26 protein-coding genes are annotated in these 26,410 nt (G+C 70.7%); 4 read left to right on the top strand and 22 right to left on the bottom strand.

Translation table 11 applies throughout. The features are described 5' to 3' along the window. Positions 1 to 216: 216 nt before the first annotated feature. Positions 217 to 660 carry a hypothetical protein gene (locus ACZ7G1_RS34295; protein WP_470875078.1) on the bottom strand — a complete coding sequence of 148 codons (444 nt, stop codon included), beginning with the start codon at positions 658 to 660 and terminating at the stop codon, positions 217 to 219. 618 nt (positions 661 to 1,278) lie between these two features. Between ACZ7G1_RS34295 and ACZ7G1_RS34290 the strand changes: the two genes are divergently transcribed. Beyond that, positions 1,279 to 2,625, top strand: a complete 1,347-nt coding sequence (locus ACZ7G1_RS34290) for an extracellular catalytic domain type 1 short-chain-length polyhydroxyalkanoate depolymerase (protein WP_470875080.1) — start codon at positions 1,279 to 1,281, stop codon at positions 2,623 to 2,625. A gap of 157 nt (positions 2,626 to 2,782) precedes the next feature. Here ACZ7G1_RS34290 and ACZ7G1_RS34285 read toward each other — a convergent pair whose 3' ends face one another. Further along, the gene (locus ACZ7G1_RS34285) at positions 2,783 to 4,921 is read right to left on the bottom strand and encodes an MMPL family transporter (RefSeq protein WP_470875082.1); all 2,139 of its coding nucleotides are present in this window, start codon (positions 4,919 to 4,921) and stop codon (positions 2,783 to 2,785) included. 203 nt (positions 4,922 to 5,124) lie between these two features. Between ACZ7G1_RS34285 and ACZ7G1_RS34280 the strand changes: the two genes are divergently transcribed. After that, complete coding sequence (locus ACZ7G1_RS34280; protein ID WP_470875084.1) at positions 5,125 to 5,622, top strand: MarR family winged helix-turn-helix transcriptional regulator; 498 nt, start codon at positions 5,125 to 5,127, stop codon at positions 5,620 to 5,622. On the opposite strand, the gene ACZ7G1_RS34275 is transcribed toward ACZ7G1_RS34280, so the two are convergent. From ACZ7G1_RS34275 to ACZ7G1_RS34210, 14 genes are all read right to left on the bottom strand, one after another. Next, complete coding sequence (locus ACZ7G1_RS34275) at positions 5,603 to 6,499, bottom strand: oxygenase MpaB family protein (protein ID WP_470875085.1); 897 nt, start codon at positions 6,497 to 6,499, stop codon at positions 5,603 to 5,605. The genes ACZ7G1_RS34280 and ACZ7G1_RS34275 overlap by 20 nt on opposite strands. An 83-nt stretch (positions 6,500 to 6,582) precedes the next feature. After that, positions 6,583 to 6,762 (bottom strand): DUF6480 family protein, encoded by a 180-nt coding sequence (locus tag ACZ7G1_RS34270; RefSeq protein ID WP_470875087.1) that lies wholly within the window; start codon positions 6,760 to 6,762, stop codon positions 6,583 to 6,585. A 26-nt stretch (positions 6,763 to 6,788) separates the two neighbouring features. Beyond that, positions 6,789 to 7,541: an SDR family NAD(P)-dependent oxidoreductase gene (locus tag ACZ7G1_RS34265; RefSeq protein WP_470875088.1), complete on the bottom strand. Its 753-nt coding sequence runs from the start codon at positions 7,539 to 7,541 to the stop codon at positions 6,789 to 6,791. Positions 7,542 to 7,817: 276 nt separating this feature from the next. After that, positions 7,818 to 8,198 (bottom strand): UBP-type zinc finger domain-containing protein, encoded by a 381-nt coding sequence (locus ACZ7G1_RS34260; RefSeq protein WP_470875090.1) that lies wholly within the window; start codon positions 8,196 to 8,198, stop codon positions 7,818 to 7,820. Continuing rightward, entirely contained in the window at positions 8,195 to 9,865 is a 1,671-nt protein-coding gene (locus ACZ7G1_RS34255; RefSeq protein ID WP_470875091.1) for an SDR family oxidoreductase, read from the bottom strand. The genes ACZ7G1_RS34260 and ACZ7G1_RS34255 overlap by 4 nt, the downstream gene beginning before the upstream one ends. Before the next feature lie 204 nt (positions 9,866 to 10,069). Next, a complete protein-coding gene (locus ACZ7G1_RS34250; RefSeq protein WP_470875093.1) occupies positions 10,070 to 11,569 on the bottom strand; it encodes a cryptochrome/photolyase family protein in 1,500 nt (499 codons plus the stop codon). Positions 11,570 to 11,635: 66 nt separating this feature from the next. Continuing rightward, on the bottom strand, positions 11,636 to 12,067 hold the full coding sequence (locus ACZ7G1_RS34245) for an SRPBCC family protein (RefSeq protein WP_470875095.1): 432 nt from the start codon (positions 12,065 to 12,067) through the stop codon (positions 11,636 to 11,638). A 177-nt stretch (positions 12,068 to 12,244) separates the two neighbouring features. Next, positions 12,245 to 12,814 carry an alpha/beta fold hydrolase gene (locus ACZ7G1_RS34240; protein ID WP_471204366.1) on the bottom strand — a complete coding sequence of 190 codons (570 nt, stop codon included), beginning with the start codon at positions 12,812 to 12,814 and terminating at the stop codon, positions 12,245 to 12,247. Between the two features lie 179 nt (positions 12,815 to 12,993). Beyond that, a complete protein-coding gene (locus ACZ7G1_RS34235; protein ID WP_470875098.1) occupies positions 12,994 to 13,809 on the bottom strand; it encodes a DUF1295 domain-containing protein in 816 nt (271 codons plus the stop codon). Further along, on the bottom strand, positions 13,806 to 15,155 hold the full coding sequence (locus tag ACZ7G1_RS34230) for a class I SAM-dependent methyltransferase (protein WP_470875100.1): 1,350 nt from the start codon (positions 15,153 to 15,155) through the stop codon (positions 13,806 to 13,808). The genes ACZ7G1_RS34235 and ACZ7G1_RS34230 overlap by 4 nt, the downstream gene beginning before the upstream one ends. Beyond that, positions 15,152 to 15,919, bottom strand: a complete 768-nt coding sequence (locus ACZ7G1_RS34225; protein WP_470875102.1) for a DUF1365 domain-containing protein — start codon at positions 15,917 to 15,919, stop codon at positions 15,152 to 15,154. The genes ACZ7G1_RS34230 and ACZ7G1_RS34225 overlap by 4 nt, the downstream gene beginning before the upstream one ends. After that, positions 15,916 to 17,175 carry an NAD(P)/FAD-dependent oxidoreductase gene (locus tag ACZ7G1_RS34220; RefSeq protein WP_470875103.1) on the bottom strand — a complete coding sequence of 420 codons (1,260 nt, stop codon included), beginning with the start codon at positions 17,173 to 17,175 and terminating at the stop codon, positions 15,916 to 15,918. The genes ACZ7G1_RS34225 and ACZ7G1_RS34220 overlap by 4 nt, the downstream gene beginning before the upstream one ends. Positions 17,176 to 17,324: 149 nt before the next feature. Further along, a complete protein-coding gene (locus ACZ7G1_RS34215) occupies positions 17,325 to 18,080 on the bottom strand; it encodes an RNA polymerase sigma factor (protein ID WP_470875105.1) in 756 nt (251 codons plus the stop codon). 390 nt (positions 18,081 to 18,470) lie between these two features. Then, the gene (locus ACZ7G1_RS34210) at positions 18,471 to 19,001 is read right to left on the bottom strand and encodes a hypothetical protein (protein WP_470875107.1); all 531 of its coding nucleotides are present in this window, start codon (positions 18,999 to 19,001) and stop codon (positions 18,471 to 18,473) included. Positions 19,002 to 19,279: 278 nt separating this feature from the next. Between ACZ7G1_RS34210 and ACZ7G1_RS34205 the strand changes: the two genes are divergently transcribed. After that, positions 19,280 to 19,708, top strand: a complete 429-nt coding sequence (locus ACZ7G1_RS34205; RefSeq protein ID WP_470875108.1) for a hypothetical protein — start codon at positions 19,280 to 19,282, stop codon at positions 19,706 to 19,708. Between the two features lie 106 nt (positions 19,709 to 19,814). Here ACZ7G1_RS34205 and ACZ7G1_RS34200 read toward each other — a convergent pair whose 3' ends face one another. Both ACZ7G1_RS34200 and ACZ7G1_RS34195 read right to left on the bottom strand, forming a co-directional pair. Next, positions 19,815 to 20,435, bottom strand: a complete 621-nt coding sequence (locus ACZ7G1_RS34200) for a DinB family protein (protein WP_470875109.1) — start codon at positions 20,433 to 20,435, stop codon at positions 19,815 to 19,817. Between the two features lie 132 nt (positions 20,436 to 20,567). Continuing rightward, positions 20,568 to 21,842: an MFS transporter gene (locus ACZ7G1_RS34195; RefSeq protein WP_470875110.1), complete on the bottom strand. Its 1,275-nt coding sequence runs from the start codon at positions 21,840 to 21,842 to the stop codon at positions 20,568 to 20,570. A gap of 89 nt (positions 21,843 to 21,931) precedes the next feature. On the opposite strand from ACZ7G1_RS34195, the gene ACZ7G1_RS34190 reads away from it, so the two are divergent. Then, on the top strand, positions 21,932 to 22,957 hold the full coding sequence (locus ACZ7G1_RS34190; RefSeq protein ID WP_470875111.1) for an ArsR/SmtB family transcription factor: 1,026 nt from the start codon (positions 21,932 to 21,934) through the stop codon (positions 22,955 to 22,957). 65 nt (positions 22,958 to 23,022) lie between these two features. Here ACZ7G1_RS34190 and ACZ7G1_RS34185 read toward each other — a convergent pair whose 3' ends face one another. The 4 genes from ACZ7G1_RS34185 to ACZ7G1_RS34170 form a co-directional block, all read right to left on the bottom strand. Then, a complete protein-coding gene (locus ACZ7G1_RS34185; RefSeq protein WP_470875112.1) occupies positions 23,023 to 23,334 on the bottom strand; it encodes a hypothetical protein in 312 nt (103 codons plus the stop codon). Between the two features lie 279 nt (positions 23,335 to 23,613). Further along, complete coding sequence (locus tag ACZ7G1_RS34180) at positions 23,614 to 24,027, bottom strand: helix-turn-helix transcriptional regulator (protein WP_470875113.1); 414 nt, start codon at positions 24,025 to 24,027, stop codon at positions 23,614 to 23,616. Positions 24,028 to 24,437: 410 nt separating this feature from the next. Further along, the gene (locus ACZ7G1_RS34175; RefSeq protein WP_470875114.1) at positions 24,438 to 25,331 is read right to left on the bottom strand and encodes a helix-turn-helix domain-containing protein; all 894 of its coding nucleotides are present in this window, start codon (positions 25,329 to 25,331) and stop codon (positions 24,438 to 24,440) included. Between the two features lie 23 nt (positions 25,332 to 25,354). Next, entirely contained in the window at positions 25,355 to 26,167 is an 813-nt protein-coding gene (locus ACZ7G1_RS34170; RefSeq protein WP_470875116.1) for an alpha/beta fold hydrolase, read from the bottom strand. Positions 26,168 to 26,410 lie beyond the last annotated feature (243 nt).

The following is a 26,410-nucleotide window of genomic DNA, read 5'->3' as shown; positions in this document are numbered from 1 at the left end:
AGGTCCCGACTGCAGAACCGTCACTGCACGGCCGTCACCGCACCTCAACGTCACACCAGTGCCCCAGGTAGCGCCGACGTCGCGTCTATCACTCGTCGCGGTGACGAAACGAACGTGAGGCAGTGGCGCCTGGGGGCCACGTGCCGGCCGGCGTCGATGCGTCCACGTCACGATCGAGGAACGTGAGATGGCCCGCCGAAGGATCGACGGCCCATCTCACATGATGCGGGGACTTGGAGGTGGGGTTACCTCCGCACGGGCGAGGTGGAGTTCCTCTCGGAATTCACGATGACTGCCCCGCCCTTTCACGGTGCCAGCGGACCAGATCGTCCAGACCTGGTGCAAGGCGTCGACCGATGTCAGGTCGCGGTGTTCGGTCTCGATGCGGTCGGTGGTGACCGCGCCGCGCTGGAGCTCTGCCTCGCCACTGTCCCAGAGGGTCAACTGGCTGAGGAGGTCGGGGCCGTCCAGGGCAGGCGACATGCTGGCCTTGTCCCAGCGGGAGCGGGATTCGTCCAGGTCGACCGCGAAGCCCTCTGCTACGACGGACTCGCGGTGCGTCGTGACCCAGGCCCGGAGAGCCGGAAGCGAGAAGTCGTACAGCGCTCCCTCTGCACCGTCGGCCGGCTCGCCAACCTTCACGCGGAGCTGGCCTGCCATCCATCAGGTCGCAGCACTGACCGCATCCAGCCGAGAGTCAAAGGGTCGGATCACGTACAGGGGTCTCCTGTCGAGTCATCGCATAACGCGTCGCTCTCCTTGGGGTGGGGGGGATGCCTGCAGGCCGGTCGGAGGGCAGAGCTTCGTCGCGACGGTCGCGCGGGGGCATGCTCTGCCGCCGGGCCGTTCCTGCCAGGCGGAGCAAACTGAGCGGGAGACAGCCGAGGGGAATGGGTGGGCGCCGGGCCCCTCGTCGAAATTGTGAGCGCTAACAATTTCCGTGGGGCAAGCCGCTCCAAGGCTGCCCCGGTGAAATCTCCACCAGGCGAAGCCTGTTGTCAACACTCCGGACACAAACCGCCCCGCCGTGCAGGCCGGGACGTGTCCTCCGCTCTCGGCGGCCGGCCCGCGTCCGGCGTTCACCGGGTGTCGCGGGCGCCTGGTCTCCGGCCGTCGACACCTCCGCAGGTGGGTGAGGCGGCGGACCGCCCCGTCAACGACCAGTCGCGGACGGGCTGTTGACGTATGCCGTGGATCGGCGCGAGTATCGGCGGCGTTGTCTCCGTGGTGGCGCCGGGAACCTCCTTGCACTCTTGGCAATCCCTACGGAGAGGTCCCATGTCCCGAACCCACTCGCTGGCGACCCGGCTGTTCGGCATCATCGCCGTGCTCGGCCTCGCGCTCGGCCTGAATCTGCAGGCGGCCCCACGGGCCGCTGCCGCGTCGTTGGTCCAGGTCACGAACTTCGGCACGAACCCGACCGGCCTGCTGATGCACGTATACGTTCCGGACAACGTGAAGTCCAACCCGCCGATCCTGCTGGCGCTGCACGGCTGTCAGGGGTCTGGCCCCTACATGTACTCGAGCACCGACTTCGCCTCCCAGGCGGACAAGTACGGGTTCCTCGTCATCTACCCCTCGACGAACCCGAGCGGAAGCTGCTGGGACGTGTCCTCGAACCAGGCGCTGACCCGCAATGGCGGTAGCGACCCGGTCGGGCTCATGTCGATGATCACTTACGCGCAGCAGCGTTACGGCGGCAATCCCAACGCTGTGTACGTGACCGGTCAGTCCTCGGGCGGCATGATGACGAACGTGATGCTCTCCGTCTACCCCGACGTCTTCAAGGCGGGCGCGGCGTTCATGGGAGTGCCCTACCACTGCTTCGCCACCGGCACGGTGCGCGGCTGGAACTCGGCCTGCGCCCAGGGTCAGGTGTCCAAGACGCCGCAGCAGTGGGGCGACTTGGTACGGAACACCGGTTACCCCGGCTACACCGGTCCGCGGCCGCGTGTGCAGCTGTGGCATGGAACCACCGACACCATCCTCAGCCACAACAACCTCGGCGAAGGCATCAAGCAGTGGACCAACGTCCTCGGCGTGAGCCAGACGCCGTCGGCGACCGACAGCCCCGCGACCAACTGGACCCGGACCCGGTACAACAACAGTGCCGGCACCACCCAGGTCGAGGCGTACAGCATCGCCGGGACGGGACACCAGCTGCCGGTCCAGGGCACGGGGATGGCCGCCGACGCGGTCCACTTCATGGGGCTTGACGCAGGCTCCACCGGCGGCACGACGGGTGCGCTGCGCGCGGTGGCAGCGGGTAAATGCCTGACCGACGCGAGTACGACGCCGGGCACGCAGCAGCAGATCCACGCCTGCACCGGCGGCGCGAACCAGACCTGGACGCGTACGGCTTCGAACCAGCTGACCGTGAACGTCGGCGGCAGCACGCTCTGCCTGGACGCCAGCGCCAAGGGGACCGTCAACGGCACCAAGGTGATCGTCTGGTCCTGCAACGGCCAGCCCAACCAGCAGTGGAAGTTCAACCCGAACGGCACCGTCACCGGGGCCCAGTCGGGTCTCTGCCTGGACGTGGCCGGCCTGGGAACCGCCGACGGCACGCCCGTACAGCTGTGGTCCTGCAGTGGCGGCACGAACCAGCAGTGGACGATGGGGTGACGCAGCGGCCGGCCGGCAGGGGCGCTCCCGGTGAGGCGCTCCTGCCGGCCGGCCGGATGAGGCGTTCCTCCTGAGCGGGACCGCCGCCGCGGGCTCGCGCGGGCAGCAGGGTCCACCCGGTGACTTCGGGTGGACCCTGTGGCGTGCCGGGGCCGCGTCAGTCGGATCCGGTGGGCCCTGACCCGACTAGGGGGCGGGGTGCCGGTCCGGTCCGGTCGGCCCGGGGGTTGGCGAGTGAGCTGGGCCACCAGCCGCGGGGGCCGATGTCGAGAACGAGGGCCGGGACCAGGAGGGATCTGACGACGAGGGTGTCGAGGAGGACGCCGAAGGCGACGATGAACGCGATCTGGACGAGGAAGGCGAGGGGGATGACGGTGAGGGCGGCGAAGGTGGCGGCGAGGACGACGCCGGCGGAGGTGATGACTCCGCCGGTGGTGGTGAGGCCGCGGAGGACGCCTGTGCGGACTCCGTGGGTGAGGGTTTCCTCGCGGACTCGGGACATCAGGAAGATGTTGTAGTCGACGCCGAGGGCGACGAGGAAGACGAAGCCGTAGAGGGGGACGGAGGCGTCGGTGCCGGTGAAGCCGAGGAGGTGCTGGAAGACGAGGGCGGAGACTCCGAGCGTGGCGAGGAAGTTCAGGGCGACGGTGACGACCAGGAGCACGGGGATGAGGAGGGAGCGGAGGAGGAGCACGAGGATGAGCAGGATGATGACGAGGACGACGGGGACGATGATGGTGCGGTCGCGGGCCGCGGTCTGTTCGGTGTCGTACTTCTGGGCGGTGTAGCCGCCGACGATGGCGTCGGCGCCGGGCACGGCGTGCACGCGGGTGCGGAGTTCGGCGATGGTGGTCTTGGCCGCGTCGCTGTCGGCCGCCGCTTTGAGGGTGGCGTCGATGCGGATGCGGCCGTCCACGACCAGGGGTTGGCCGCCGGGGCGGCCCGAGGCGCTGGTCGGTTGAGCCGATGCGATGCCCGGGGTCTGCTGGGCGGCGGCCTGGACGGCGGATGCGGCGGACGCATTGGTGATGATCACGGCGGGTTGGCCGGACCCGGCGGGGAAGTGACGGCCGAGGGTCTGCTGGGCGGTCACGGAGGGAGCGTCCTTGACGAAGATCTCGTCGAGTGGGACCCCCTTGGAGGACAGCATCGGGGAGAAGGCGGCCAGGGCGAGCATCAGCAGGGCCGTCGAGATCCAGACGCGTCGGGGTTTGTGGTCGATGACGTCCGCGATGCGGCGCCAGATGCGGTGGCCTTCGGCTGTGGCGTCGGACGGTTTGGGGGTGGCGGGCCAGTAGGCGCCGCGTCCCAGGAGGAGGAGGGCGGCGGGCAGGAAGGTCAGGGTGCTCAGGACGGCGCAGGCGATGCCGATGGCTCCGACCGGGCCCAGCGCCCGGTTGTTGGTGAGGTCGCTGGCCAGGAGGGCGAGGAGGCCGAGGGCGACGGTGGCGGCGCTGGCAGTGATCGCACCGGCCGAGCGGCGTACGGAGGCGGCGGCCGCGGCCATCCGGTCGTCGCGGGCGGCGAGCTCTTCGCGGAAACGGGCGGCGAGGAGGAGTGCGTAGTCGGTGGCGGCGCCGATGACCAGGATGGAGAGGATGCCCTGGACCTGGCCGTCGACGCGGACGATGTCCCTGGCGGCCAGGGCGTAGACCACCGCGCAGGCCAGGCCGAGGGCGAAGACCGCACTGATGATGATCACCAGGGGCAGGAGCAGGCTGCGGTAGACGAGGAGCAGGATGATCAGCACCGCTCCCAGGGCGACGCCGAGGAGAAGCCCGTCGATCCCGCCGAAGGCGTCTGCGAGGTCGGCCTGCGTGGCGGCCGGGCCGGCGATCTGCACGGTGAGCCCCGGCACTGAGCCGGCGGCCGCGCGTACCTCGTCCAGGACGGTCGGCAGCTCGTCGCCGAGGTCGGGGGCCAGGGGGACGACGGCTTGGAGCGCCTGCCCGTCGTCCGAGCGCAGCGCGGGAGACGGCGGGGCGGCGACGCCGGGCTGCCCGGCCAGGTCCGCCACGGCCGTGGTGGCCGCCTGTTGCTGCGAGTCACTCGTCCGACTGCCTTCGGAGGCCTGCCAGATGACGATCGCGGGGACCGTTTCGCTCTTGTCGAAGGCTTTGCGGGCCTCGATGACCCGGGTGGACTCGGCGCCCTGCGGGAGGAACGCCGCCTGGTCGTTGGTGGCCACCTCACCGAGTTTTCCGGCGTAGGGACCCAGGGTCCCGCCGATGCCGAGCCAGACCACGAGCAGGACGACGGGCAGCAGCCACCGGGCCCAGCGCGGGGTGCTCGTCATGAAGTTCATCAACCTCTCCAGTCACACAAGCAGGAACTCAAGCAGGAACTCAAGCGGGCACTCGAGCAGGCACTCACACAGGCACCTACGGGCGCTCACACAGGCATCCACACAGGCACTCACGCAGGCGCTCCATGCAGCCGCTCAGCGCAGTCACTCAACCATAAAGTATCTCAATCATCGAGAGATCTTATGCTGGGGAGATGCGCAGCGCCGACACCCCTCCCCCGGTACTTCCGTGCGACGACCCGATCGGGTTGCAGTCCTTCGCGGTCTTGTTGAGGAGGATGAACGCGGAGTTCAACCGGATCGCCCAGGAGTTCGCCCACGCGCAGGGGCTGCATCCCACGGACGTACAGGCCCTGATCGCGGTCCTGGACGCCGAACACGACGAGGACGGCGGCGGGCCCATGACGCCCGGACGGCTCGGCTCCCAGATGAACCTGACCTCCGGCGCGGTCACGGCATGCCTGGACCGACTGGAAAAAGCGGGTCACGTCCGCCGGGTCAGGGCCGCCGACGACCGGCGCGTGGTCCACATTCACTACGCCCAGGCCGGACGCGAGGCCGCTCGCGAGTACTTCCGCCCCCTGGCAGGCTCCACCGAAGCCACGCGGAAACAGTTCAGCTCCGATGAACTGCACACCGTGGTGCGCTTCCTGAGCGAGATGAACCGCCAGCTCATCCAGGTGCGCCGCTGAGCCCCTCACCGGAGGAGGGCAGGGGTGGCGTCGCCCATCGGATGGCCGCCGTCACGGAGCGGCCGCCCTGCTTCGCCACCGGCATCAGCAGTCGTGTCGTGAGCGGCAGGTCGAGTTCGGCTCGGGCCCACCGGGGCAAGAGATCGTAAGCCGCCGCCGCCAGGAGCGCGTAGGGGATGCGCAGCGGCCACGGCAGCGGCGGACGCGACAACAGGTAGTCGGCGGTCGCGCGCGACTCTGGGGTCGGCCTGAGTTCCGTACGGAATGCCTCAAGGCGGGCAGCCAACTCCTCGCGGTCCTCAGGGGGGTCCTCGACACCCAGACGGCGTCCGACGTAGGCCATGTCCGCCACGTACGCGTCCTGCCCCGCGCGGTCCAGGGGGCGGCGGCCGTACCGCTGGTAGGCGCGCAGGAAGCAGTCCGTTTCGGCGATGTGGACCCAGGCCAGCAGGTGCGGATCGCCGGCCCGGTACGCCGTGCCGTCGGTGGTGGTGCCCGTGATGCGCTCGTGGACACCTCGTACCCGGAGCACCGCGCGCGCGGCGTCCTGGTCCGTGCCGAAGGTAGTGACAGCCAGGAAGGTGCTGGTGCGCTGGAGGCGGCCCCACGGGTCGCCCCTGAACCCGGAATGAGCCCAGACAGCCGTCATCGCGACCGGGTGCAGCGATTGCAGCAGCAGGGCGGCCAAGCCGCCGACGTACATGGAGGCGTCCGCGTGGACGGTCCGTATGGGGCGGCCGGGGGCGAACCAGCGCGGTCCGGGGGTCGCGTGGATGCGTTTACGGAGCTCCCGCGCTTCCGGGCCGGCGATCCGGAGCAGCAGGCGCTCTCCGGCCCGAGACCTGAGCCCGCGGATGACGACCGGTGGCCACGCCATGGGACCAGCATCGCTCCCATCGGATTCTCGTGCAGGTGGTCGGGCGAGGGCCGGCCGCCCGGGCGGCGGGCGCCGGGACGCGGCTACCAGCCGGCGAGACGGGCGGCGAAGAAGGCGGCCACCATCACGCCGCCGAGGACGATGAGGCCGAGCATGACCCAGGGGTGCTCCCACGGTCCTCCGTCGGGACGCTCCTGATGGGCGGATGCCGTCGATCCTTCGGCTTCCGGTGTCTCTTCCGGGGGCGCCTTGGGTACGGACATGACTCCTCCTATGGTTTCCGGCCGGTTCACGGCTTCGGCTCCGGGGGGCGTGCCTTCCCGGGATCTGTCCTGCCGGGGCCTTTTCGGTGTGGGGAGGCCGGCGCGCTTGATGGGCCGACCTGGATGTGGGCGAGTAGGTTCTCTACGAGCGCGGCCACCGTGGCTGACGGATCGGCGCCGCGTGGCAAGGGCGGCGCGCTGCCGACCACCGCCCGGGAGGCGAAGTCGGTCTCGAGGTGAGGGAAGCGGGCGTCGACGACGGCGATGCGCCGTCGGCGGACGTCGCGCTTCAGAACACCCAGCCAGCAGGCCAGCGCGGACTTCGACGCCGCGTAGTCGGCGGTCCCGGTGAGGGGGGCGTCGACGATCGCACCGGTCACGGCCGCGAGGAAGCCGCCGTCCCGGACTACGGATACGGCTCCTCTGAGAACGGCCATCGGGCACAGTGCGTTGACGGTCATGAGGTGTTCGGCGGCGGCATTGGGCACCTGGGCGACCGTCCCGAAGCCGGCGACCCCGATGGTGACAAGGACACCGTCGAGGCTGCCTAGCTGCGACCGGGCCCACGGGCCGGACTGCTCGCAGGCGTCCAGGTCGTAGGCGTCCAGGAGACGGGCGGGGCAACCCGTGCGTGCCGCGAGCTCCGCGAGGCGCCGCTCGTTCCGTCCGGTGAGCGCGGGGCTGGCACCGTGCCGGAGGAACTCGCGCACTGCCAGCCCGCCTATGTCTCCGGTCGCGCCGGCCACCAGCACGCGTGCTCCGCTCCCGGAAGCGGTCATCTCAGCGCTACCCGAGCGGCCGGCCGGTGGTGCGCCGCATCAGCGGCACTGCCTCCGCCTCCGCTCTGGCGGTGGTCCAGAGGCGATGCGTCTCGCACGTCGCCTCGATGGTCGTCACTCAGGCCGTCTCGCAAGCGCATGGCCCCTCCTGGACTATCGCAGCCATTAGCCATTTGTCCCGAGACAACCAGCGTGACCTTCGTGCGCCGATCCGGAAACTCGCAATGTTTCTGCATCGAAAGGTGGCCGTACGCGGATGGCTCCCGTGGCGGGCCTTCAGCCGGGTGCGCTCGCATGGCCTCCCTCTGCTCGGACCAGGAAGACTTCGTCGGTGTAGCACCAGGCCCAGTCCTCGTCGGGGGCCAGCGAGATGACCACCGGGTGTCCGGTCCGCACGTGGTGGTCGTAGGCGTGGCGGCCTCGGGAGCTGTCGCAGCATCCGACGTGCCCGCAGGTGGTGCACCACCTCAGCCGGGTCCAGGGCCAGCCGCGGGCGCGGCACTGGGCGCACACGTGGAGGACGGGTTCCCGGGCTGCGGGCAGGGTCGGGGCATCGGGTTCCAGAGCCGAGTTCAGGGCCGTCACGTGCGAGCAGGTACGTCCGTCGGGGCGCCCTCCGTCGGGTGCGATCGTCCAGGAGGGTCTGCCGGGTGTCATCGGGGGCCGGCCTCGCCGTGGTCGGGTGGTGCGGGGGTCGCGGCCGAGTTGGACTCGGATGGCGTGGGAGGCTCGGCCGGGTTGGGCTCGGGTGGCGTGGGGGTCGCGGCCGGGCTGGGCTCGGGTGATGTGGCGGGCTCGGCCGGGTTGGGCGGGGGTTGGTCGGCGAGGCGTTCGGCGGCGCGGGTGATGTTGCGGGCCATGCCGCCGAAGACGACGGCATGGAAGGGGGAAACGCTCCACCAGTAGAGGTGGCCGAGGAGCCCGTGGGGGTGGAACAGGGCCCGTTGGCGGTAGCGGGAGCCACCGGAGCCGGGCCGGGGGTCCGCGTACATTTCGAGCCAGGCGAGGCCCGGCAGGCGCATCTCGGCGCGTAGGCGCAGCAGGCGGCCGGGTTCGATCTCTTCCACGCGCCAGAAGTCGAGTGAGTCCCCCACCCGGAGTCGGGCGGCGTCACGGCGGCCGCGACGGATGCCGGCGCCGCCGACAAGACGGTCGAGCCAGCCTCGTACGGCCCAGGCGAGCGGAGCGGAGTACCAGCCGTTCTCGCCGCCGATGCCCTCGATGATGCGCCACAGTTCGGGCGGGTGGGCGTCGGTGTCGCGGGAGCGGTGGTCGGTGTAGAGACTGCCGCCCGCCCACGACGGGTCGGTGGGAAGCGGGTCGCTGGGGGCGCCGGGGAGGGAGGCGTTGGACCAGCGGGTGGACACGTTGGCTTCGCGGACCCTTCGCAGGGCCAGTTCGAGGGACTCGTCGAAGCCCAACGGGTGGCCAGGGCCGTCGGGGGCGTGGAGGGCGATGTCGTGCTCCTTGCAGACGACCTCGTGGCGCAGGGATTCGGCAAGGGGCCGCGCCAGGGCCCGTGGGACGGGCGTGACCAGGCCGATCCACAGGCTGGACAGCCTCGGGGTGAGCATCGGCACCCGGAGGATCAACCGTGGCGGCAGCTCGGCGACTTCGGCGTAGCGGCGCATCATCTCCTCGTACGTGAGGACGTCCGGGCCGCCGATGTCGAAGGAGCGGTTGGTGTCCGCGGGCATGCGGGCGCTGGCGACGAGGTAGCCGAGGACGTCCCGGACGGAGATCGGCTGGACCCGGGTGCCGACCCAGCTCGGGGTGACCATGACCGGGAGCCGTTCGGTGAGGTAGCGCAGCATCTCGAAGGAGGCGGATCCGGAGCCGATGACGACGGCCGCGCGGAGGACGGTGGACGGGACGGGTGACCGCAGGAAGATCTCGCCGACCTCCGCGCGGGAGCGCAGGTGGGGCGAGAGTTCACTGGCGGGCTTGTCGGCCGGGACGAGACCGCCGAGGTAGACGATGCGGCCGACACCGGCGGCGTGGGCCGCGCGCGCGAAGGTGCGGGCCGCCTGTCGGTCGCTCTCCTCGAAGCGGCTGCCGCTGTTGAGGGAGTGGACGAGGTAGTACGCGACGTCGATGCCCCGCAGGGCCGCGGTGGTGCCCGCTTCGTCCGTGACGTCACCACGGACGGTCTCGACGCGGTCGGCCCAGGGGTGGTCACGGAGCCGTTCGGGTGAACGCGCCAGGCATCGGACGTGATGGCCGGCATCCAGCAGCTCGGGCACCAGGCGGCCACCGATGTATCCGGTGGCACCGGTGACGAGGCAGGACAGGGGCGCTTGCCCTGCTTGCGGGGTCTTCTCCACGACAGCCTCCGTTCAAAGCCGCTTGGCGGGAGTCGGGTGCGGCAGCGCCTCTCCCCCAGGATCGTCCACATCCGGGACGGCCTCCGCCCGGAGGCCGTACTTGCCGTCCGGACACTGGACGTCCAGCCGCCCGGTCTCCGGACGTCCGTTCTCCGGTCACCTTGTCCACTACTCCGGTCTCCGGTCTCCGGTCGTCCAGCGGCGTCATGGCGGGGTCCCGGTCTGCCGGTGGTGGGTGCGCAGGACGTCCTGCACGTCATCGAGCCGATCCAGGCCTTGTGCGGCGCGGGCGGTGCGCGGGTTGGCGGCCAGGCGGGCGCGGTGGCGGTGGACGAAGGACCAGTAGCCGGTCGTGTAGGGGCAGGCGCGGTCTCCGGTGCGGGCCGAGGGCCGGTAGGCGCAGCCGCCGCACAGGTCGCTCATGCGGTGGATGTACGCCCCCGCGCTGGTGTACGGCTTGGTCGTCATCAGGCCGCCGTCGGCGTACTGGGACATGCCGATGACGTTGGGCAGCATGACCCAGTCGTAGCCGTCGACGAAGGACCGGTGGAACCAGTCCGTGACGGCGCGCGGATCCCAGGCCTGCTGGAGGGCGTAGCTGCCCAGGAGCATCAGCCTGGGGATGTGGTGGGTCCATCCCGTGTCGCGGACCTGACGGAGCACGGTGGACAGGCAGCGGGCGGTGACCGCATCGGCGTCGAGCTCGAGGAACCAGTCGGGCAGCGGGGAGTGGTGGCCGAGGGTGTTGCGGTGCCGGTAGTCCTCGCCGAAGTACCAGTACAGATGCCACACGAACTCACGCCAGCCGGCGATCTGCCGTACGAACCCTTCCGCGCTCTGCACGGGTACCCGGCCGTCGCGCCAGGCGTTCTCGGCGGCGCTGACGACTTCCGCGGGGTCGAGCAGGCCCAGGTTCAGTGAGGAGGACAGGAGGCTGTGGCTCATCACCGGGTCATGGGCGAGGACGGCGTCCTCGTGCGGGCCGAAGCCCGGGAGGCGGTGCTCGACGAACCGGTGCAGCGCGGCCAGGGCCTCGCGGCGCGAGGCGGGGAACTGGCGCGGCCCGTCCCGTCCGACGAAGGCGATGCCGTCCTCCCGTTCCCAGCGGTCCAGGTCGGCGCGTACCTCCTCGTCGATGTCGTTCTCGCGAGGCCGGTAGGGGGCGGGCGCGCCGAGGGTCCGCGCGTCCTTGGGCGGTGGCTCCCGGTTGGCCTGGTCGTGATTCCACCGGCCGCCGGCCGGCTCGCCGCCGTCCATGAGCAGGTCGAGCTCGCGGCGGGCCCATCGGTAGAACTCCTCGTGCCGCAGCTTCTCGCGCCCGTCCGCCCAGGAGCGGAAGGCCTCGCCCGGCAGCAGAAAGCCGCGCGCCGGGAGGACCCGCACCGTGTCCATGGCGGTGACGAAGGTGTGCGCGGCGCGTGACGTCGGGTGGTGCACGGTCAGGGAAGCGTCACCGACGGTTTCCCGCAGGGCGGCCGTGTACGTCTCCGCTCGCACGTACCGGACGCGGTCGCCGAGTTCGGCCGCGCGGTGCCGCATCGCGGAGAGCAGCAGATGGGCCTTGGCACGGTGGAACCGGCGTCGGCGGAACACCGAGCGGGACTCGATCATGAGAACGGGTGTGTTCGGGGCGGGTCCGTGCTCGCGCGGCGTCAGGAAGTGCGGGCCGAGCTGGTCGCCGAACAGCCAGTGCCAGTCGGACACGGTTACCTCCAACGGTGTCGTGCAAGGAATCGGATCGATCCCTGGTCGGCGGCAGCGGGCGTGGGCTCAGGGCGCCGTGGCAAGAGGCACCGCGGCGGCGACGGCGTCGGCGAGGCGGTCGACCTCTTTGCGCAGGAACGGGGCGGCGAGACGGGCGATGCCCTTGAAGGTGAAGGTCGCGTCGTAGGTGAGCCGTGTCGACTCGGCGGACACCGACGTGAACCGGAGTTCGTCCGTGACGTGGACCGTGCCGTTCTCGCCGGTGAACAGGAGATGGTCGGCCTGTCGGACGTCGAGTCGGTACTCCACCTCGCTGGTGCGCCCACGGAAGCGTGAGCGGTTGCGCCAGCGCGCGCCCGGCTCCACAGGTCCCTGGTCCAGGCGGACACAGGAGACGGTCGCGGGATCCCACTCCTCTGCGTGGGCGAAGTCCGCGAAGTAGACCACCGCGTCCTGGAGCGGGCGGGGAACGAGCATCGTGCGCTTCACGTGGATCATGTCTCTCCTCGGCGGGGGGGGTGGTCGTGTCCCCGTCTCCGCGGGGGTCGTGTCCGTCCCCTGACTGTTCCGCCGTCGGCGGCTTCCCGGATGCAGGGGCGGGTTCTGACTCGCACCGATCGCGCGTCGCGGCATCGCGTACATAGGCGAAATGAGCGGTGCTGAGGTGGTCTCTCCTCACGGCGGTGAGAGCAGGTGCTTCACGATCTCGGAGGTCTGCCGGTGCCAGGACCGGCTGCCGCGCAGCATCGTGTGGCCGCCCGTACCCATGCGGATGGCCACGGCCGATGCGCCGGCGGCGCGTGCCCTGCGCACGAAGTCCCATGACTGCCGAGCGGAGGTGACCCGGTCCCTTTCGTCGTGGAGCACGTACACCTCGCGGCCCGCGAGATGGGCGACGGGTTCCTCCGGCGGGCACCAGGGCGCCAGGGCGATGACTCCTCGTACGCACGGGTGCCCGGCGGCCCGCAAGGCCGCACGGCCGCCCATGGAATGGCCGATCAGGACGACGGGGATGTCGCCGTGGCGTTCGTGGAGCTGGTCGAGCGCGGCGACGGCGTCCCGGGCAGCGTCGGCGCGCGGGCCGTTCCAGCCCCGGCGGCGGTAGCGGAGGGTGGTGATGAGGACCGACCGACCGTTCAGGGCGCGTGCGAGAACGGCGGACAGCCAGCGCATGCGCCATGCGGGGAGGTTCAGCAAGGGTGGCGGCCGGAGGTCGTGGGCGCGTCCGCCGTGCAGCAGGACCACCGCGGCGGAGGGGGCCCGGGGCGAGGAACGGGGGCTCAGGCCTGGGGAAAGAGGTGAGAAGCGGGGACTCACGCCCGGGGAAAGGGGTGAGGAGCCAGGACTCACGCCCGGGGAAAGCGGTGAGGAGCGGGGCGTCAGGCCTGGGGACCGCCGGGTGAACCCGAGGAGCATCGCGATCTTCACTGTGGCCGGTCCCGGGAGCGTGGCGGCCGGGGGAAGAAGCCGCTGGTGCGGGCCAGGTAGTCGGCGTAACCGGGGCGGCCGGCCATGTGGGCCTCCAGTAGGCGCTTGCCGCTGCCTTTGATGAGCAGGGCGCTCATCAGGAGTGGGGAGACGACGGTGGCCAGGGCGGTCTGCCAGGTGGCGCAGGCCGTCAGGTACAGGCCCCACCAGACGAGGAAGTCTCCGAAGTAGTTGGGGTGCCGGGTCCAGGACCACAGGCCGCGGTCCATGATGCGGCCCTTGTTCGTCGGGTCGGCCTTGAACCGGGCGAGCTGGTGGTCGCCGACGGCCTCGAAGAACAGTCCTACGGCCCAGAGAGCGAGCCCCACCGCGACCGCGGCGTCCGGCGGGCTGGGCAGCAGAACGGCGACCTGGACGGGGAGGGAGACGAGCCAGACCAGGGCCCCCTGGAGGAGGTAGATGACGCGGAGGGCGTAGAGGGTGGTGCTGCCGCGCGCACGCGCGAGCATGCGCGCGTACCGGGGGTCTTCCCCGTGGCCGCGTCCGCGCCGGGCGATGTGGACCGCGAGGCGCAGTCCCCACACGACGGTGGCGAGGGCCACCAGGGTCCTTCGCGCGGGGTCGCCGTGGCCGGCCGAGAGGAACCAGGCGACCACGGCCACGGCGGCGAAGGCCAGCCCCCAGGCGCTGTCGACGATCCGGTGCACGCCCTTGGCCGTGGCCACGGCGAAGGTGAGGAGCATGACGGTGAGCGCCGTGCCCGCCGACGCGGCGAGAACGGTGACGAGGGCTCCGGTGTCGACGGGGCTCACGCGCCCGGCCCGTTCGCGTCGTGCGCCGCGTCCCTGCCGGTGAGGACGAGCTGGCGCACATCGAGGTAGCGGGAGCGAAAGCCGGCCTCGGAGTAGGCGAGGTAGAGCTCCCACATCCGCCGGAAGGCGTGGTCGAAACCGAGGGCGGTCACCGCGGCGGACTGGTGGAGGAACCGCTCACGCCACAGCCGCAACGTTTCCGCGTAGTGGTCGCCGTAGCCGGTGTCGTGGACGACGGACAGCCCTGCGGCCGCGCTCTGCCGGGCGATGGCCTCCCTGGAGGGGATCAGGCCTCCGGGGAACACGTACTTGCTGATCCACGTGTGGGTACGTGCCGTATGGAGCATCCGTTCGTGGGGCATGGTGATGGCCTGGAGAACGGCACGGCCTCCGGGGGCCAGCAGCCGGTGCAGGGCATCGAAGTACGCGGGCCAGTAGGCGGCTCCCACGGCTTCGATCATCTCGACGCTGACGACGGCGTCGTATCTGCCCTCGACGTGGCGGTAGTCGCGCAGTTCGACGGTGACCCGGTCGGCGACTCCGGCGTCCGCGATCCGGCTGAGGGCTAGGTCGCGCTGTTCCCGGGACAGGGTGATCGTGCGGACGCGGGCACCGCGCTGCGCGGCCCGGATGGCGAGTTCGCCCCAGCCCGTACCGATCTCCAGGAGGCTGGTGCCCGGTCCGGTCCCGGCGAGGTCGAGCAGCCGGTCGATCTTGCGGTGCTGCGCTGCGGGCAGGTCCTCGGCGCCCGTCGGGAGCGAGGTGAAGACGGCCGAGGAGTAGGTGAGCGTGGGGTCGAGGAAGGTGGCGAACAGGTCGTTGGAGAGGTCGTAGTGCTGATGGATGTTGCGGCGGGCCCCGTCGACGGTGTTCAGGTCCGAGGCGGGCCGGCGGCGGACCCAGAGGCCGCGCAACCGGCGCAGGGTCTGCGGTACGAGGTCGTCGACGTGCCGGGCAAGAACGGTCAGGAGCCCGGCCAGGTCGTCGCTGTCCCATTCGCCGGCCATGTAGGACTCGCCGAAGCCGATGAGGCCGTCGGCGCCGATCCGCCGGTAGAAGGCTTCGGGGTCGCGCAGGGTCAGGGTCGGGGGGCGGTCGTGTGATCCGTCGGGCTGCTGCGCAATGCGCGTGCGGTCGGGCTGCTGGGCAATCTGCGTACCGGCGTCGGCGATCCGCACCCGCAACGGCAGGCGGCCGAAAGCGCGTTCTACGATCCGGCGGGCGATCGCGGTACGCAGCGGCGACGCGCGCGGCAGGCGGGCCACGTCGGGCCACAGACCGGCCTCGACCAAGTGGCGGCCGGTGCCGGTGCCGCCTTGAGGGGCAGGGGGAAGGGTGAGGGTCACAGCGCGTCTTCCTGGGTGGGACGGGCCGGGCGGGTGGGCCGCGGCTGGACGGGCAGGCCTTTGAGGTAGAGGCGGATTCCGTGGCGGCGGATGCCGAGGGACACTCCGGCGGTCGGCCACGGGTTGCGCAGCAGGGCCGCGAGCAGCGCGCGGGTCCCGGCGGGGCGGTGCTTTCCGCGGACGGTGGCGGTCAGGGGGCGGGAGCCGTCCGGGTGGCGGAGCTGGACGGTCAGGTCGAGGCGGTCGCCGGGCAGGGGCAGCCTCATCCGGTAGCTGCCCTCGACGCCGAAGAACGGGGACACGTAGAAGTCCTTGGCCACCTCGGCACGGGCCCGGTCGTCGGGGCGCAGGAGGTAGCAGTGCCGCTGGCCGTAGGTGTTGTGGACCTCCGCGACGACGCAGACGAGGCCGCCGGACCTGTCGTGGCACCAGTACAGGGTCAGGGGGTTGAAGACGTGTCCCAGCACGCGCGCGTGCGCCAGCATGAGGACCCGGCCGTCGGCGCCGTGGACGCCTTGGGCGGCGAGGTGGGCGTCGAGGCCGGCGCGCAGTGTGTGGGCACGTCCCGAGAAGTGGTCGCGGGCGTCGAAGCGGGCGAACGGGCGCAGGAGGCGGGGCAGGACCGGAAGGTCGTCCAGGTCGACCAGCCACATGTACGTCCGGTGCGTCATGGCGTACCGGACGGGCTGGGAGCGGGCGTGCCGTACCTCGGTCGCGTACAGGGCCGGCACCTGCGTCGCGGGGCCGGCGGCGGTGCCGGTCACCAGGGCGCTCCGAGGGACGCGGCGGCCTGGGCGCCGGAGCGGCAGCCGTCCTCGTGGAAACCCCATCCGTGGTACGCGCCCGCGTAGGCGGTGACGCCGTCGTTGAGGGCGGGCAGCAGTCGTTGCGCCGCCACCGACTCGGCCGTGTAGACCGGGTGTTCGTACGTCATGCGTGCCAGGACGGTGCTCTCGTCGATCCGGTCGCCGGGGTTGAGCGTGACGATGTGCGGCTCGTGGCCGGCGGGCAGCCGATGGAGCCGGTTCATGTCGTAGCTGACCTGAACGGTTCCCGGGCGAGCGGCGCAGGAGGGCAGCCAGTAGTTCCATGACGCCCGCGCGTGGCCGCCTCGGGGCAGGAGCGAGGTGTCTCGGTGCAGCACGGTCGGATTGCGGGAGTAGGTGAAGGCGCCGAGGACGCGCCGTTCCTGTTCGGTGGGGTCGGCGAGCAGCCTCAGCGCCTGGTCGGGGTGGACGGCGATGACGACGGCGGCATGCTCGGCCGTCTCGCCGTCGTCCGTGACGAGGCGTACGCGGCCGGCGCCGCGCACGATCGTGCGGACCGGTGTCGAGGTCAGGACCCGGGCCGGGGCCTTGGCGGCCCTCTCCACGTACGCCTTCGATCCTCCGGTCACGGTCTTCCACCGCGGGGATCCGGTGACCGAGAGCAGTCCGTGGTGGTCGAGGAAGCGGAAGAGGTAGGCGGCCGGGTAGCGCAGCGCGGTGGCCGGTGCGCAGGACCATACGGCGGCGACCAGGGGGATGGCGAAGTGGCTGACGAAGTAGGGCGGGAATCGGTTCTCGCGCAGGAACCCGCCAAGCGTGGAGGCCGTGTCTCCGTCGGCGAGCAGCCGTCGCGCGGCACGGTGGAACCGCGGTACGTCGGCGAGCATCAGCAGGTGGCGGACACGCAGCAGGTTCCCGCCGCCCAGAAGTCCGTACGGGCCCCGGGCACCCGCGTACTCGAGCCGGCAGCCGTCACACCGTACCGACATGCTCATCTCTGAGTCCTGCGTGGCCACGCCCAGTTCGTGGAAGAGCCGCAGGAGGTGCGGGTAGGTCCGCTCGTTGTGGACGATGAACCCGGTGTCCACCGCGACCGCTCCCCCGCCGACGGCCGGCACCTCATGGGTGTGCGCGTGACCTCCGAGGCGTCCGTCCGCCTCGTAGAGGACCACGTCGTGCGTACGCGACAGGATGTGGGCGGCCGTGAGTCCGGCCACCCCCGACCCCACCACCGCGATGCTCTTACGGTCCATCACTCCACCCCTTGATATCTGTGACCTCTGAGACCTCTGTGACCTCTGAGGCCCCGGGGACGCTGCCGCTGCCCCTGCCGCGGCCCCTGGCGTTCCCCCGGTTCTCGTCTGACGATTCGGTGCGCTGCCCCTCCCGGATGGGTGGGTTCTCAACTGCTGGTCTCCACCGCGCCCGCGGCCGCGCGCAGACGGAGCCTGTGCAGGCCCCTCCGGGTGTGGCTCTTGACTGTGCCCAGCGGCATCCCGGTGCGGTCCGCGATCTGCACCTGACTGAGATCGCCGAAGTACGCGAGGGTCAGGACGTCACGCTGGACCCGTGGAAGCAGGGCCAGTTCCCTGGTCACCACGATCCGGTCGAGCACCTGCTCGACACTTCCCGCGGTCTCGGTCTCGTCGACGCGGTGCCGCCCCGCGGCGGCCACAAGCTCCAGGCGCCGGGTCCGCGCGCCGAGCGCGTCCGCCGTCTTGTGCCGGGCGATGCCCATCAACCACGCCGGCAACGTGCCTCGGCCCGGCCGGAACCCATGCCGCCCCTGCCACGCGGCGACGAAGACATGCTGCGTGACGTCCTCCGCCTCCCGCGCGTCCCCCAGCACCCGCGCGGCGTGGGCATGTACGAGACGGCTCCAGCGACGATGCGCCAGCGCGAGCCATCGTTCGTCGCCCTGGAGGAGCAAGGAGACGATCTCCGCGTCCGGATCCGGGGCTTCCGCGCGTGCTCCGCCGACGGAAGCCGGGCTTGTGGCGGTGATGCCGATGGAAGCCGGTCCTGTGGTGGTCGTGCCGCCGGAGGAGCCCGGGGCTGCGGCGGCCGTCCCGCCGGAGGAGGCCGGGCTTGCGTCGGTCGTGCCACCGGAGAAGCTCGGCCTTGCGGCGATGGTGCCGCCTGCCTGTGATGCAGTCATGCCGTCGCCTCCTCCGGCTCGATTCGGGCGCGTCCGCCGGTGGAGGAGGCCGCCGGGGGGAAAGACAACTTCCGGAATCCGGCGGACGCGATGCAGCCAAGGGTCGCCGCCCCCCATCGGCTGATCAACTCGCAGCGTTTTCGCATCGAAATCGTGCGGGTACGTAATGAGGGCGCGTGTGCGGGCCCGAACCTCGTGAGACGTCCTCGCCGAGGTCTTCGACTCGGGCGCCCCCAGGGTGGGCGCGACCCGGCCCCGCCGGCCTCTCCTTGATGCCGCCCCAGGCATCGACGGCCGCCCGCTACGAGAAACGTCCCGGCCGCTGCGTCGAGCCAACCCCCTCCCCAGCATGCTCACCACAATGCTTCCCGAATGAGCGACAAAACGCCTTTACGGGGTCGCCGACGGGAGCTCATCTTCCGGCGCGGCCATGACTAGACCCGAGCTGACGGGATGCTCGTCATTGACAAGAATGAGCCGGTTCCCGGCCCAGGTGTCGAGGCGGTCGCACGCCCAGGCAGGGTCATACGCCGCCGTGGGCAGCTGGGGTACGCGTTTGCGACCGGTCTCGTCGAGCCGGTACGGAACCTCGAAAGCAGCGTTCCAGTCGTCGAGTTTCGCGCCAAACCGATCTTCCGCTTCTGTTGGACTGATGCCCAGGTACTGAGCGATCTCCGTCCAAGAGCTGCCTCGCTCTCGTTCGTAGATCACAGCCGAAACCACAGCCCGCTCCGCCAGTTCAATGAGCTGGAAAGCCTGACTCACCCGGCCTCCGGGACCGGTGTCAGGGTCGTTCTCGGTGGCGACCAGACCGGCGGCACCATCCGCGACGTCCACCGCGTGGTCGCACAGGACGAGGCGCGCCAGAGCTTGGCGGGTGAATCGGGCACGGTCCGCGTCATACGGAGTTGTCTCAGTCACCCCCACACCCTCGCAGGCCCGATCCAAGGCGGACACCGGATCTCCGCTGGGGACTCACCTTCAGAGGCGCGCCATCGCGGTGAGCATCGATTCAGCGGCGTAACCCCGGATTCGCATTCCGGTGGATCCGGGCATTCCTGGCAGGTGGGAGGGAGGCCCTGGATGGAAGGGCGATACAAATAGATTAGGCATGTACAGGTCAATCAGAGATCTGGCAGCGTTGCGCTCCTCGCGACTCCTGAGACGTAGCCATGGAGTCCAACGGATCAAGGGGAGACATGCGCAGACTTCGCAGTGCCCTGCTCGCCGTTCCCGCCGCAATCGGACTGACGCTCGCTCTTCCGAGCAGCGCATGGGCCGCGACCGGCAGTGCCAGCAACTACATGTGGGCGGGGCACGCCAGCGCTACGTGGACGTGGTCAGGCCCCGGCAGCCTGACCAACATCGACCTCCACGTCGAGGACGACAACTGCAACAGCAACCCGGTCTACGCCCAGCTGAAGGTGACCCGGTCCAACGGCGGGGTCTGGTACTCCAGCACCCACCGGTACGACAACAAGGGCTGCAACGGTTCCGGAACGGACTACAACGACCTCACGCTGTCCGACGGCTACAACATCAAGTACATCGCCCTGTACGTATGCAACGACGGCTTCTTCAACGACTGCATCGAGGGGTCGAACTCAGGCGCCAATCCCCTGGGCTGATACGAGAACGCCGGGGCGGCCGTTCGGACGCCGCCCCGGCTTCCAGGTCTCACGGCATCCGCGCGGCGGGCTCCCCGGTCCCTGCCGCGCGGCATGCAGCTCGTGTTCATCCCCCCTGCGTGTCAGTCCCGGCCGGCTGTGCACGCGCTGTGGCGTGAGCGGCCGATCTGGCGGCCTGCTCGATCTTCGCGCGGTGGGCCGCACGGGCTTGTTCGTCGATCCGCTGCTCGTGTTCGGCGCGTAGCCCGGTACGGCCGTCGAGGGTTTCGCGGAGGATGTCGGCGTGCCCCGTGTGCCGGTTGGTCTCGCCGAGGACGTGGGTCAGGATGGCGAACAGGTTCGTGTTGGGATACGGCTCCGGCCACCACGGCACGTGCCCGGGGGCGTCGAGGGAAAGCTCGTTGATGGTCGCGTCCGAGTGCTCCCAGGTGCGTCGGTAGAACGCGATGATCTGGTCGCGGGTCTCGTGCTCGGTTGCCCACTGGTCGCTGCCGTCGGAGTCCTGCCAGCGAGGCAGCGGTTCCGGGGACGGGCGGTCGAAGACTTCGCCGAAGTACCTGGCCTCGACGGTGGCTACGTGTTTGACGAGGCCGAGGAGGTTGGTCCCGGTCGGTGTCAGAGGTCGGCGGACGTCGTACTCGGGCAGGCCGTCGAGTTTCCAGAGCAGCGCCTCGCGGTCCCGTCGCAGCCGTCCGTGGAGGTTGTTCTTCGCGAATTCGTCGATCATGCGACATGAGCCTTTCATGGGCTGTGCGGGGGCTGTGCGTTGGGTTGTTCGTGGTCTGTTCGTGGGCTGTGCGTGGGCTCACGATCTCGTACGTGTTCCACGACGGTGAGCGGAACCGAGGCGTGGGACTTCTTAGGTAACGCACGATCGGGAATGGCTGTCCGTCAGAGACGCGGACGGCCGCCAGCTGAGGATCCAGCCGGTGGTAAGCGCCGCGGCGCCGCCGGCCAGGGCGATGGCACCGCCGGTTCCGACGCCTGCGGCCAGCGAGCCGAAGCAGGCGGGGCCGAGACCCTGGAGCGTCATGCTGCCGGAGCCGAGCAGGCCGAAGGCCTGGCCCTGGGCATCGGGCGGCAGGGCGTCCAGGAACGGGCGTTGCAGGCCGAGACCGTAGGCGAATCCGAAGCCGCAGAGCAGCAGCAGGCAGGACGACACGCCTGTTCCGGGATTGGCGGCGAAGCCGACCAGCGGCAGGCCCATCAGGGCGATCAGCGGGACGACGAGTCGCTCCCGGGTGGATGGGCGGAGCAGCCGCGCCACCAGCAGGTCACCGACGAGCATGCCGACCGGCAGACAGGCCATGAGTACCGCGTACGAGCCCGGTGCGAGGTGGCGTTCTCCTGCGTAGGCGATAAGGAGGCCTTCCGCGCCGGCTACGAACGCGGGCGGGAGCCACTGGGCCAGCATGAGTCGTCGTACCGTGCGTCGGCGCAGCAGGAGGCCGGCGCCGCGCAGGCTTGCTCGGACGGTCCCGCTGTCGATGTTGGCGCTGGTGGTTGTGCCCCTGGACTGTTCTGGTTGAAGGCGGGGTAGCCGGGTGCGGATGGCGAGCGCGCAGCCGAGGTAGAGGGCGGCGCTCAGCGCGAGTGCCCGGTGTGGGCCGAGTAGGGCGACGACCGCGCCTCCCAGTGCCAGGCCGGACAGTTGCGCTCCGGAGGCGGCGATGTTGTTCAGGGAGCGGCCCAGTACGTAGGCGTCGCCTTCCAGCCACTGCGCGACCAGTCGGCTCGACGCGCCGCTGAACACCGGTGTGGCGAGGGCGACGAGCGCCACGACAGCGAGGCTTGCCGGGATCGGCATCCGCACCAGGGCCAGCAGGAGGGCGGCGGCGCACTCCAAGGCGTAGCCGCCGGCGATGAGACTGCGGGGTGGCAGTCGGTCGGCCAGTGCGCCCAGCAGCAGCGAGCCGAGCACCTGTGGGAGGAACCCGATGCCGAAGGCCAGCGCGCTGAGCAGCGCGGAGCCCGTGGTCGCGAAGACCAGAACCGAGAACGTGGTGATCCGCAGCGAGCCCGCGGTGATCGCGACGGTGCGGGTCGAGAAGAGCAGTCGGAATCGCGGCTCGGCCAGCACCTCGCGGTAGGTGGCGCGGTGGTCGTGCTGCGCGGGTCCGGCGGTTGAGGTCATGACGGTCAGCCTCGGCGTACTCCCACGTCACTCACCAATGATTCGTCGCTGGACGAATCTGCGCAGACCTCGAGCGGTAGCATGCCGGGGTGCTCCGCTTCGAAGTCTCCGTCGATGACCTGCTGCGCAGCCGCTTCGCGCTGTCGCCGGCGATGGACCTCTGCTTGCTGCTGCGCTCGCTCGCCGGCCACAGCCGGCCGTTGCCGCGGGCCTGGTCCTCCCGGCTCACGCCGGTCTTCGAACGGCTTCGCCGTGAGACCGAGCTGGACGCCGTCCTCGCCCTGCAGACTCCGCACGGCGGACCGAACTTCATCGCCCCGCCCCCGCGCGGCCTCAGCCAGACCTGGGCAGACGATCTGGCGAAGATCCGAGCCACACCCTTGGATGCGGCCCGAAGCGAAATGGCCGCCATCGCCACCTCCACAACGCCCGCCACCGGCCCGTCCGCCCGCGATCCCCGCGTACGCGCGGTGCTGGACTCGACGGATGCCGTCCCCAGGATCGCCGAGGCGATGGACCAGGCGTGGCACGAGCTGCTCGCCCGGGACTGGCCGCAACTGCGCGCGATCTGCGAGCGCGATGTCGTGCACCGGGTGGGTGTGATCGGCGAACACGGATGGGTCACGACCATCGAAGACCTGCACCCGGGCATCACCTGGCACGCCGGCGGCATCGAGATCGAGTTCTTCCGAGGCGGAACGGTCCACCTCTCCGGCGACGGACTGCTGCTGATCCCTTCGGTCTTCGTCGCGAACGTCGCCGCCCACCTCGAAGACCCCTGGCCCAGGACCTTGATCTATCCCGCCCGCGGCACCGCCGCCCTGTGGGGCGAACCGGACACCCTCCCCCAACCGGACACTCTGACCGCTCTGGTCGGCCGCGCCAGAGCCCGCCTCCTGCTGGCCCTGGACGCCCCGGCCAGTACCAGCCACCTCGCCCGAACCCTCACCATGGCGCCCGGCGCGGTAGGAGACCACCTCGCCATCCTCCGAGGCGCGGGACTCCTGGTCCGCGCCCGGTCCGGACGGTCGGTGCTCTACCGGCGCACCCCGCTCGGAGAGGCTCTGGTCGCCGGTTCGGGTGGGCTGGGGAATGAGAGCAGCGGTCCTTCCTGAGGCGGAGGCTTCATCCACTCCCCCACTGAGGGAGGGAACTGAGCTCACAACGGCTGGTTCCGAGCTCAGTGCAGGTCCATTTGGAAGGCGTGGCGGTGATCGGTCGGGCAGATGAAGAGACGCAGGTCTCCCCATCGGCCGACCACGACCCCTGTCTCGTCGTCACTGGCCTCAGTGAACAGCAGTGTCATGGCCGTGCCACAGTCACCGCAGGGAAACACCGCGGGGTGCGACAGATGCCAGGTCGGCCAGCCGCCGAGCTTCCAGCCGGCGAGGCGGGTGATGACATCACCACCGTCGCCGGTCTCGTGAACCAGTTGCTCCAGCCTCGGACGCAACTCCGCGGGCAGCACCTCACGGAAGGCGAAGTCGGTCACAGGCTCGGCGGTCACCGAGCACGGCTGGGGTAGGTAACCGTCCTCGTCATACCGTGTGGGCGAAGGGACAGGTGTCAACTGGCCTGCCACGTGCGTGGATCGACGCCATCGCACCTCGACGACGGGACTGACATCGGCCTTGACCACACACCTCCAGCAGGCCCTCCGTACTGTCGTCTTACCGCCGTGACGTAATCCCGACAGGCCCAGGCCAAGGGGGCTCCGTCGGTAACTCCCCGCCTGGAACTCCGTGCCCGGAACTGCCCATCCGGGAAGGGGTCAGAGCCAGTGGTGGCGGGCCGCGTGCCAGCCGAGCTGGAGGCGGCTGCGGACGCCCGCGAGGACCAGCAGCCTGCGCACCCGCCTCTGCACTGTCCTTTCGGACAGGCCCAGTTGGGCCCCGATGGCCTGATCCGTGTACCCGTTCAGGAGAAGCATGAGGAGCCGCCGGTCGTCCGGTGTCAGCGGTCCGTCGACCGTCGCCCCCACCGCCAGTGGTACCGGTAGCGCGCTGTCCCAGACCCGGTCGAATATCCAGCTGAGCGCGTCAAGCAACGGCCTCGATCGCAGCACCGTCGCCGTCGGTTCCTCCCCCTCCTCCCCCTCCTCGGCGCTCTCCGCGAGCGGGACGACGAGTGCCCGCTCCCGGTCCACCAGAACCAGCTTCAGCGGCAACCCGAACGCGACCCGCATCTCCTCGCCCAGCGAAGCCCGGTGCTTGAGCAGCAGGGGTGTGTCGGGACGCCAGCGAATCCCGCTCGTACACCACCCGGTAGCGGACCCCGGCCTGCATCGCCTCCCGCTGACCGGAGTTGGCCGCCGGCGCCACCGCGACGACCCGCCCACCGGAAAGCGCGAGGATCTCGCGCCGAGCCGAACGCTGGAGTTCCGTATATCGATCGGCTCGGCCGCATACTGGCCGCTCCACCTGCCTGTTCGCGTGTTCGCGGAATGGCGGGTTCACGCCGCGACGCATCCCGCCACGGCTGAGCCGTCCCAAACGACGTCTGCCGAGTGCGGGCTCGCAACCGTACGGTTCGAGGTGCGTACGGTCAGCAGCTCTCGGCGAAGACGACCTCGTCCACGTGACCGAACACGTGCGTCTACGGCGACGAAGGCAACGGTGGCGACGGCGACGCCGACGGCGACAGGCTGGTGAGCGACGTCGGCCAGGCGACGTCGTCGATCGCGAGCCACGGCGCAGTGGCCACGGCGGTGGGCGTCTCCCCCGTGAACGCCTTGACCTCGCGGTGGAGGTGGGACTGGTCCGCGTAGCCGCTCGCGGCCGCCACCCGAGCGGCGGCTTCACCCGCCGCGAGGAGGTGGGCGGCGTGGTCGAAGCGCACCAGTTGGGCGGCGCGCTTGGGGGTGAGGCCGATCTGGGACCGGAAGCGGGACCACAGGCGCTTGCGGCTCCATCCCAGCTCGTCGGCCAGGGTGTCGACCCGTACCTGTCCCCGGCTCGCGAGCAGCCGCCGCCAAGCCGCACCGACCTCCGGATCGAGTGGTGGCCGCGCGTCCATGCGTCGGCCGAGGACTTCCGCCGCGATCGCGAACCGTTCGTCCCACGACGTGGCGGCGCGCAGCCTGTCCTCGGCTCGCGCGGCTTCGCGACCCCAAATGTCCTCCAGGCAGACCACCGACCCCGCCAGCTCGGTCGGTGCGGTGAGCACCGCGGCCGCCACGACAGGAGACAGCCGAATCTGGAGGCACTGGCCTGCCTTGTCCGTCCGGCCGCTGATCCGAAGGTCGCCGGGGGTCAGCCCGACGGCCACGCTGCCGCGTTCGCGACGGCCGTGGGCGTCGTAGACGAGGCCGTCCCCGTCGCTGAGGTCGACGAGCAGGGTGACCGAGGGGTGCGCGACCATCGCGATGTCCACGAGCCCCGGCCCGCGATGGCTGAACCCCGCCATGCTGATCCCGGACAGTCGCTCTGACGGCCGCGGGATCGCGATCTCCACGGACGTCCAGTCAGGTGGTGACTGCGCTGCCCCCATGGCATCAAGGGTAGCGATCGATGTCAGCGGCCTGCCGCCGCGAAGGCGAGCAGCAACTCAGCGGTCGCCTCCGGTGCTTCGAGCATGGGGAGGTGTCCGACGTCCGGGAGTTGCTCGACCCGTGCGTTCGGCACCGTGTCGTAGTGGTGTGCCGAGGACGGATCCCAGCGGCGGTCGGCAGCGCCGAAGATCACCAGGACCGGTGCGTAGAGAGTGGCGAGACGCTCGGGCATGCTCCGCTCGGCGATGTACGCGGCATTTCGGCGCAGTACCGTCCTCAACGTGCGGTAGCCGATCCCCCGGACCTCGGCGACGAGGTCGTCCGGGATGTCCACCGGGCGGTTGCACACCGCGGTCATCCCCCTGCGGAGCATCGCGTCCGAGCGGATCGGCCAGAGGAGCGGGCCCAGCGGTGGGGCGATCAGCACGCGGAGGAGAACGGGCTGGGCGAGGAGCGCGTCGGGGCTCGGGCCGCTGCTGATCAGCGCGAGCGAGCCGACGAGGTCGGGGCGCTGTTCGGCAAGCGCGGTGGCGATGTATCCACCGCTGGAGTGCCCGGCCACGCCGGCCCGGTGGACGCCGAGGTCGTCGAGCACCGCGGCCAGGCGGCCCGCCTGGTCGGGCACGTCGTACGACTCCGCGGGCGCGGAGCGGCCGTGTCCCGGGAGGTCGACCCGGATGACGTGATGCCGGTCGGCGAGTACCGGCACGACCGGGCTCCAGGAGGCACCCGAGATTCCCGATCCGTGGATGAGCACCAGCGGCGGAGCCTGCCGCGGGCCGTAGTGGGCCACATGCATCCCGTGCAGGTGCGTACTGACGGCTTCATCTCTCATGTACGGGACGATGCCTGCGCTGACGGCTCTTCGTCTTGTACGAATGTCGCCGTGGGACGCGCGGTTGCGGCGGAGGGGCGCCCGGACACCACCCGGTGCCGGAGCCGCGCATGCGGCCTTGGCCCCGGCCTTGGCCTTGGCCCTGGTCCCGGGGGGGGGGGGGGGGGGGGGGGGGGGGGGGGGGGGGGGGGGGGGGGGGGGGGGGGGGGGGGGGGGGGGGGGGGGGGGGGGGGGGGGGGGGGG

Source organism: Streptomyces sp. NPDC037273, from assembly GCF_055603625.1.
Note: the sequence above shows the minus strand (reverse complement) of the source record. Positions and strands in the feature narration are given on the sequence as shown.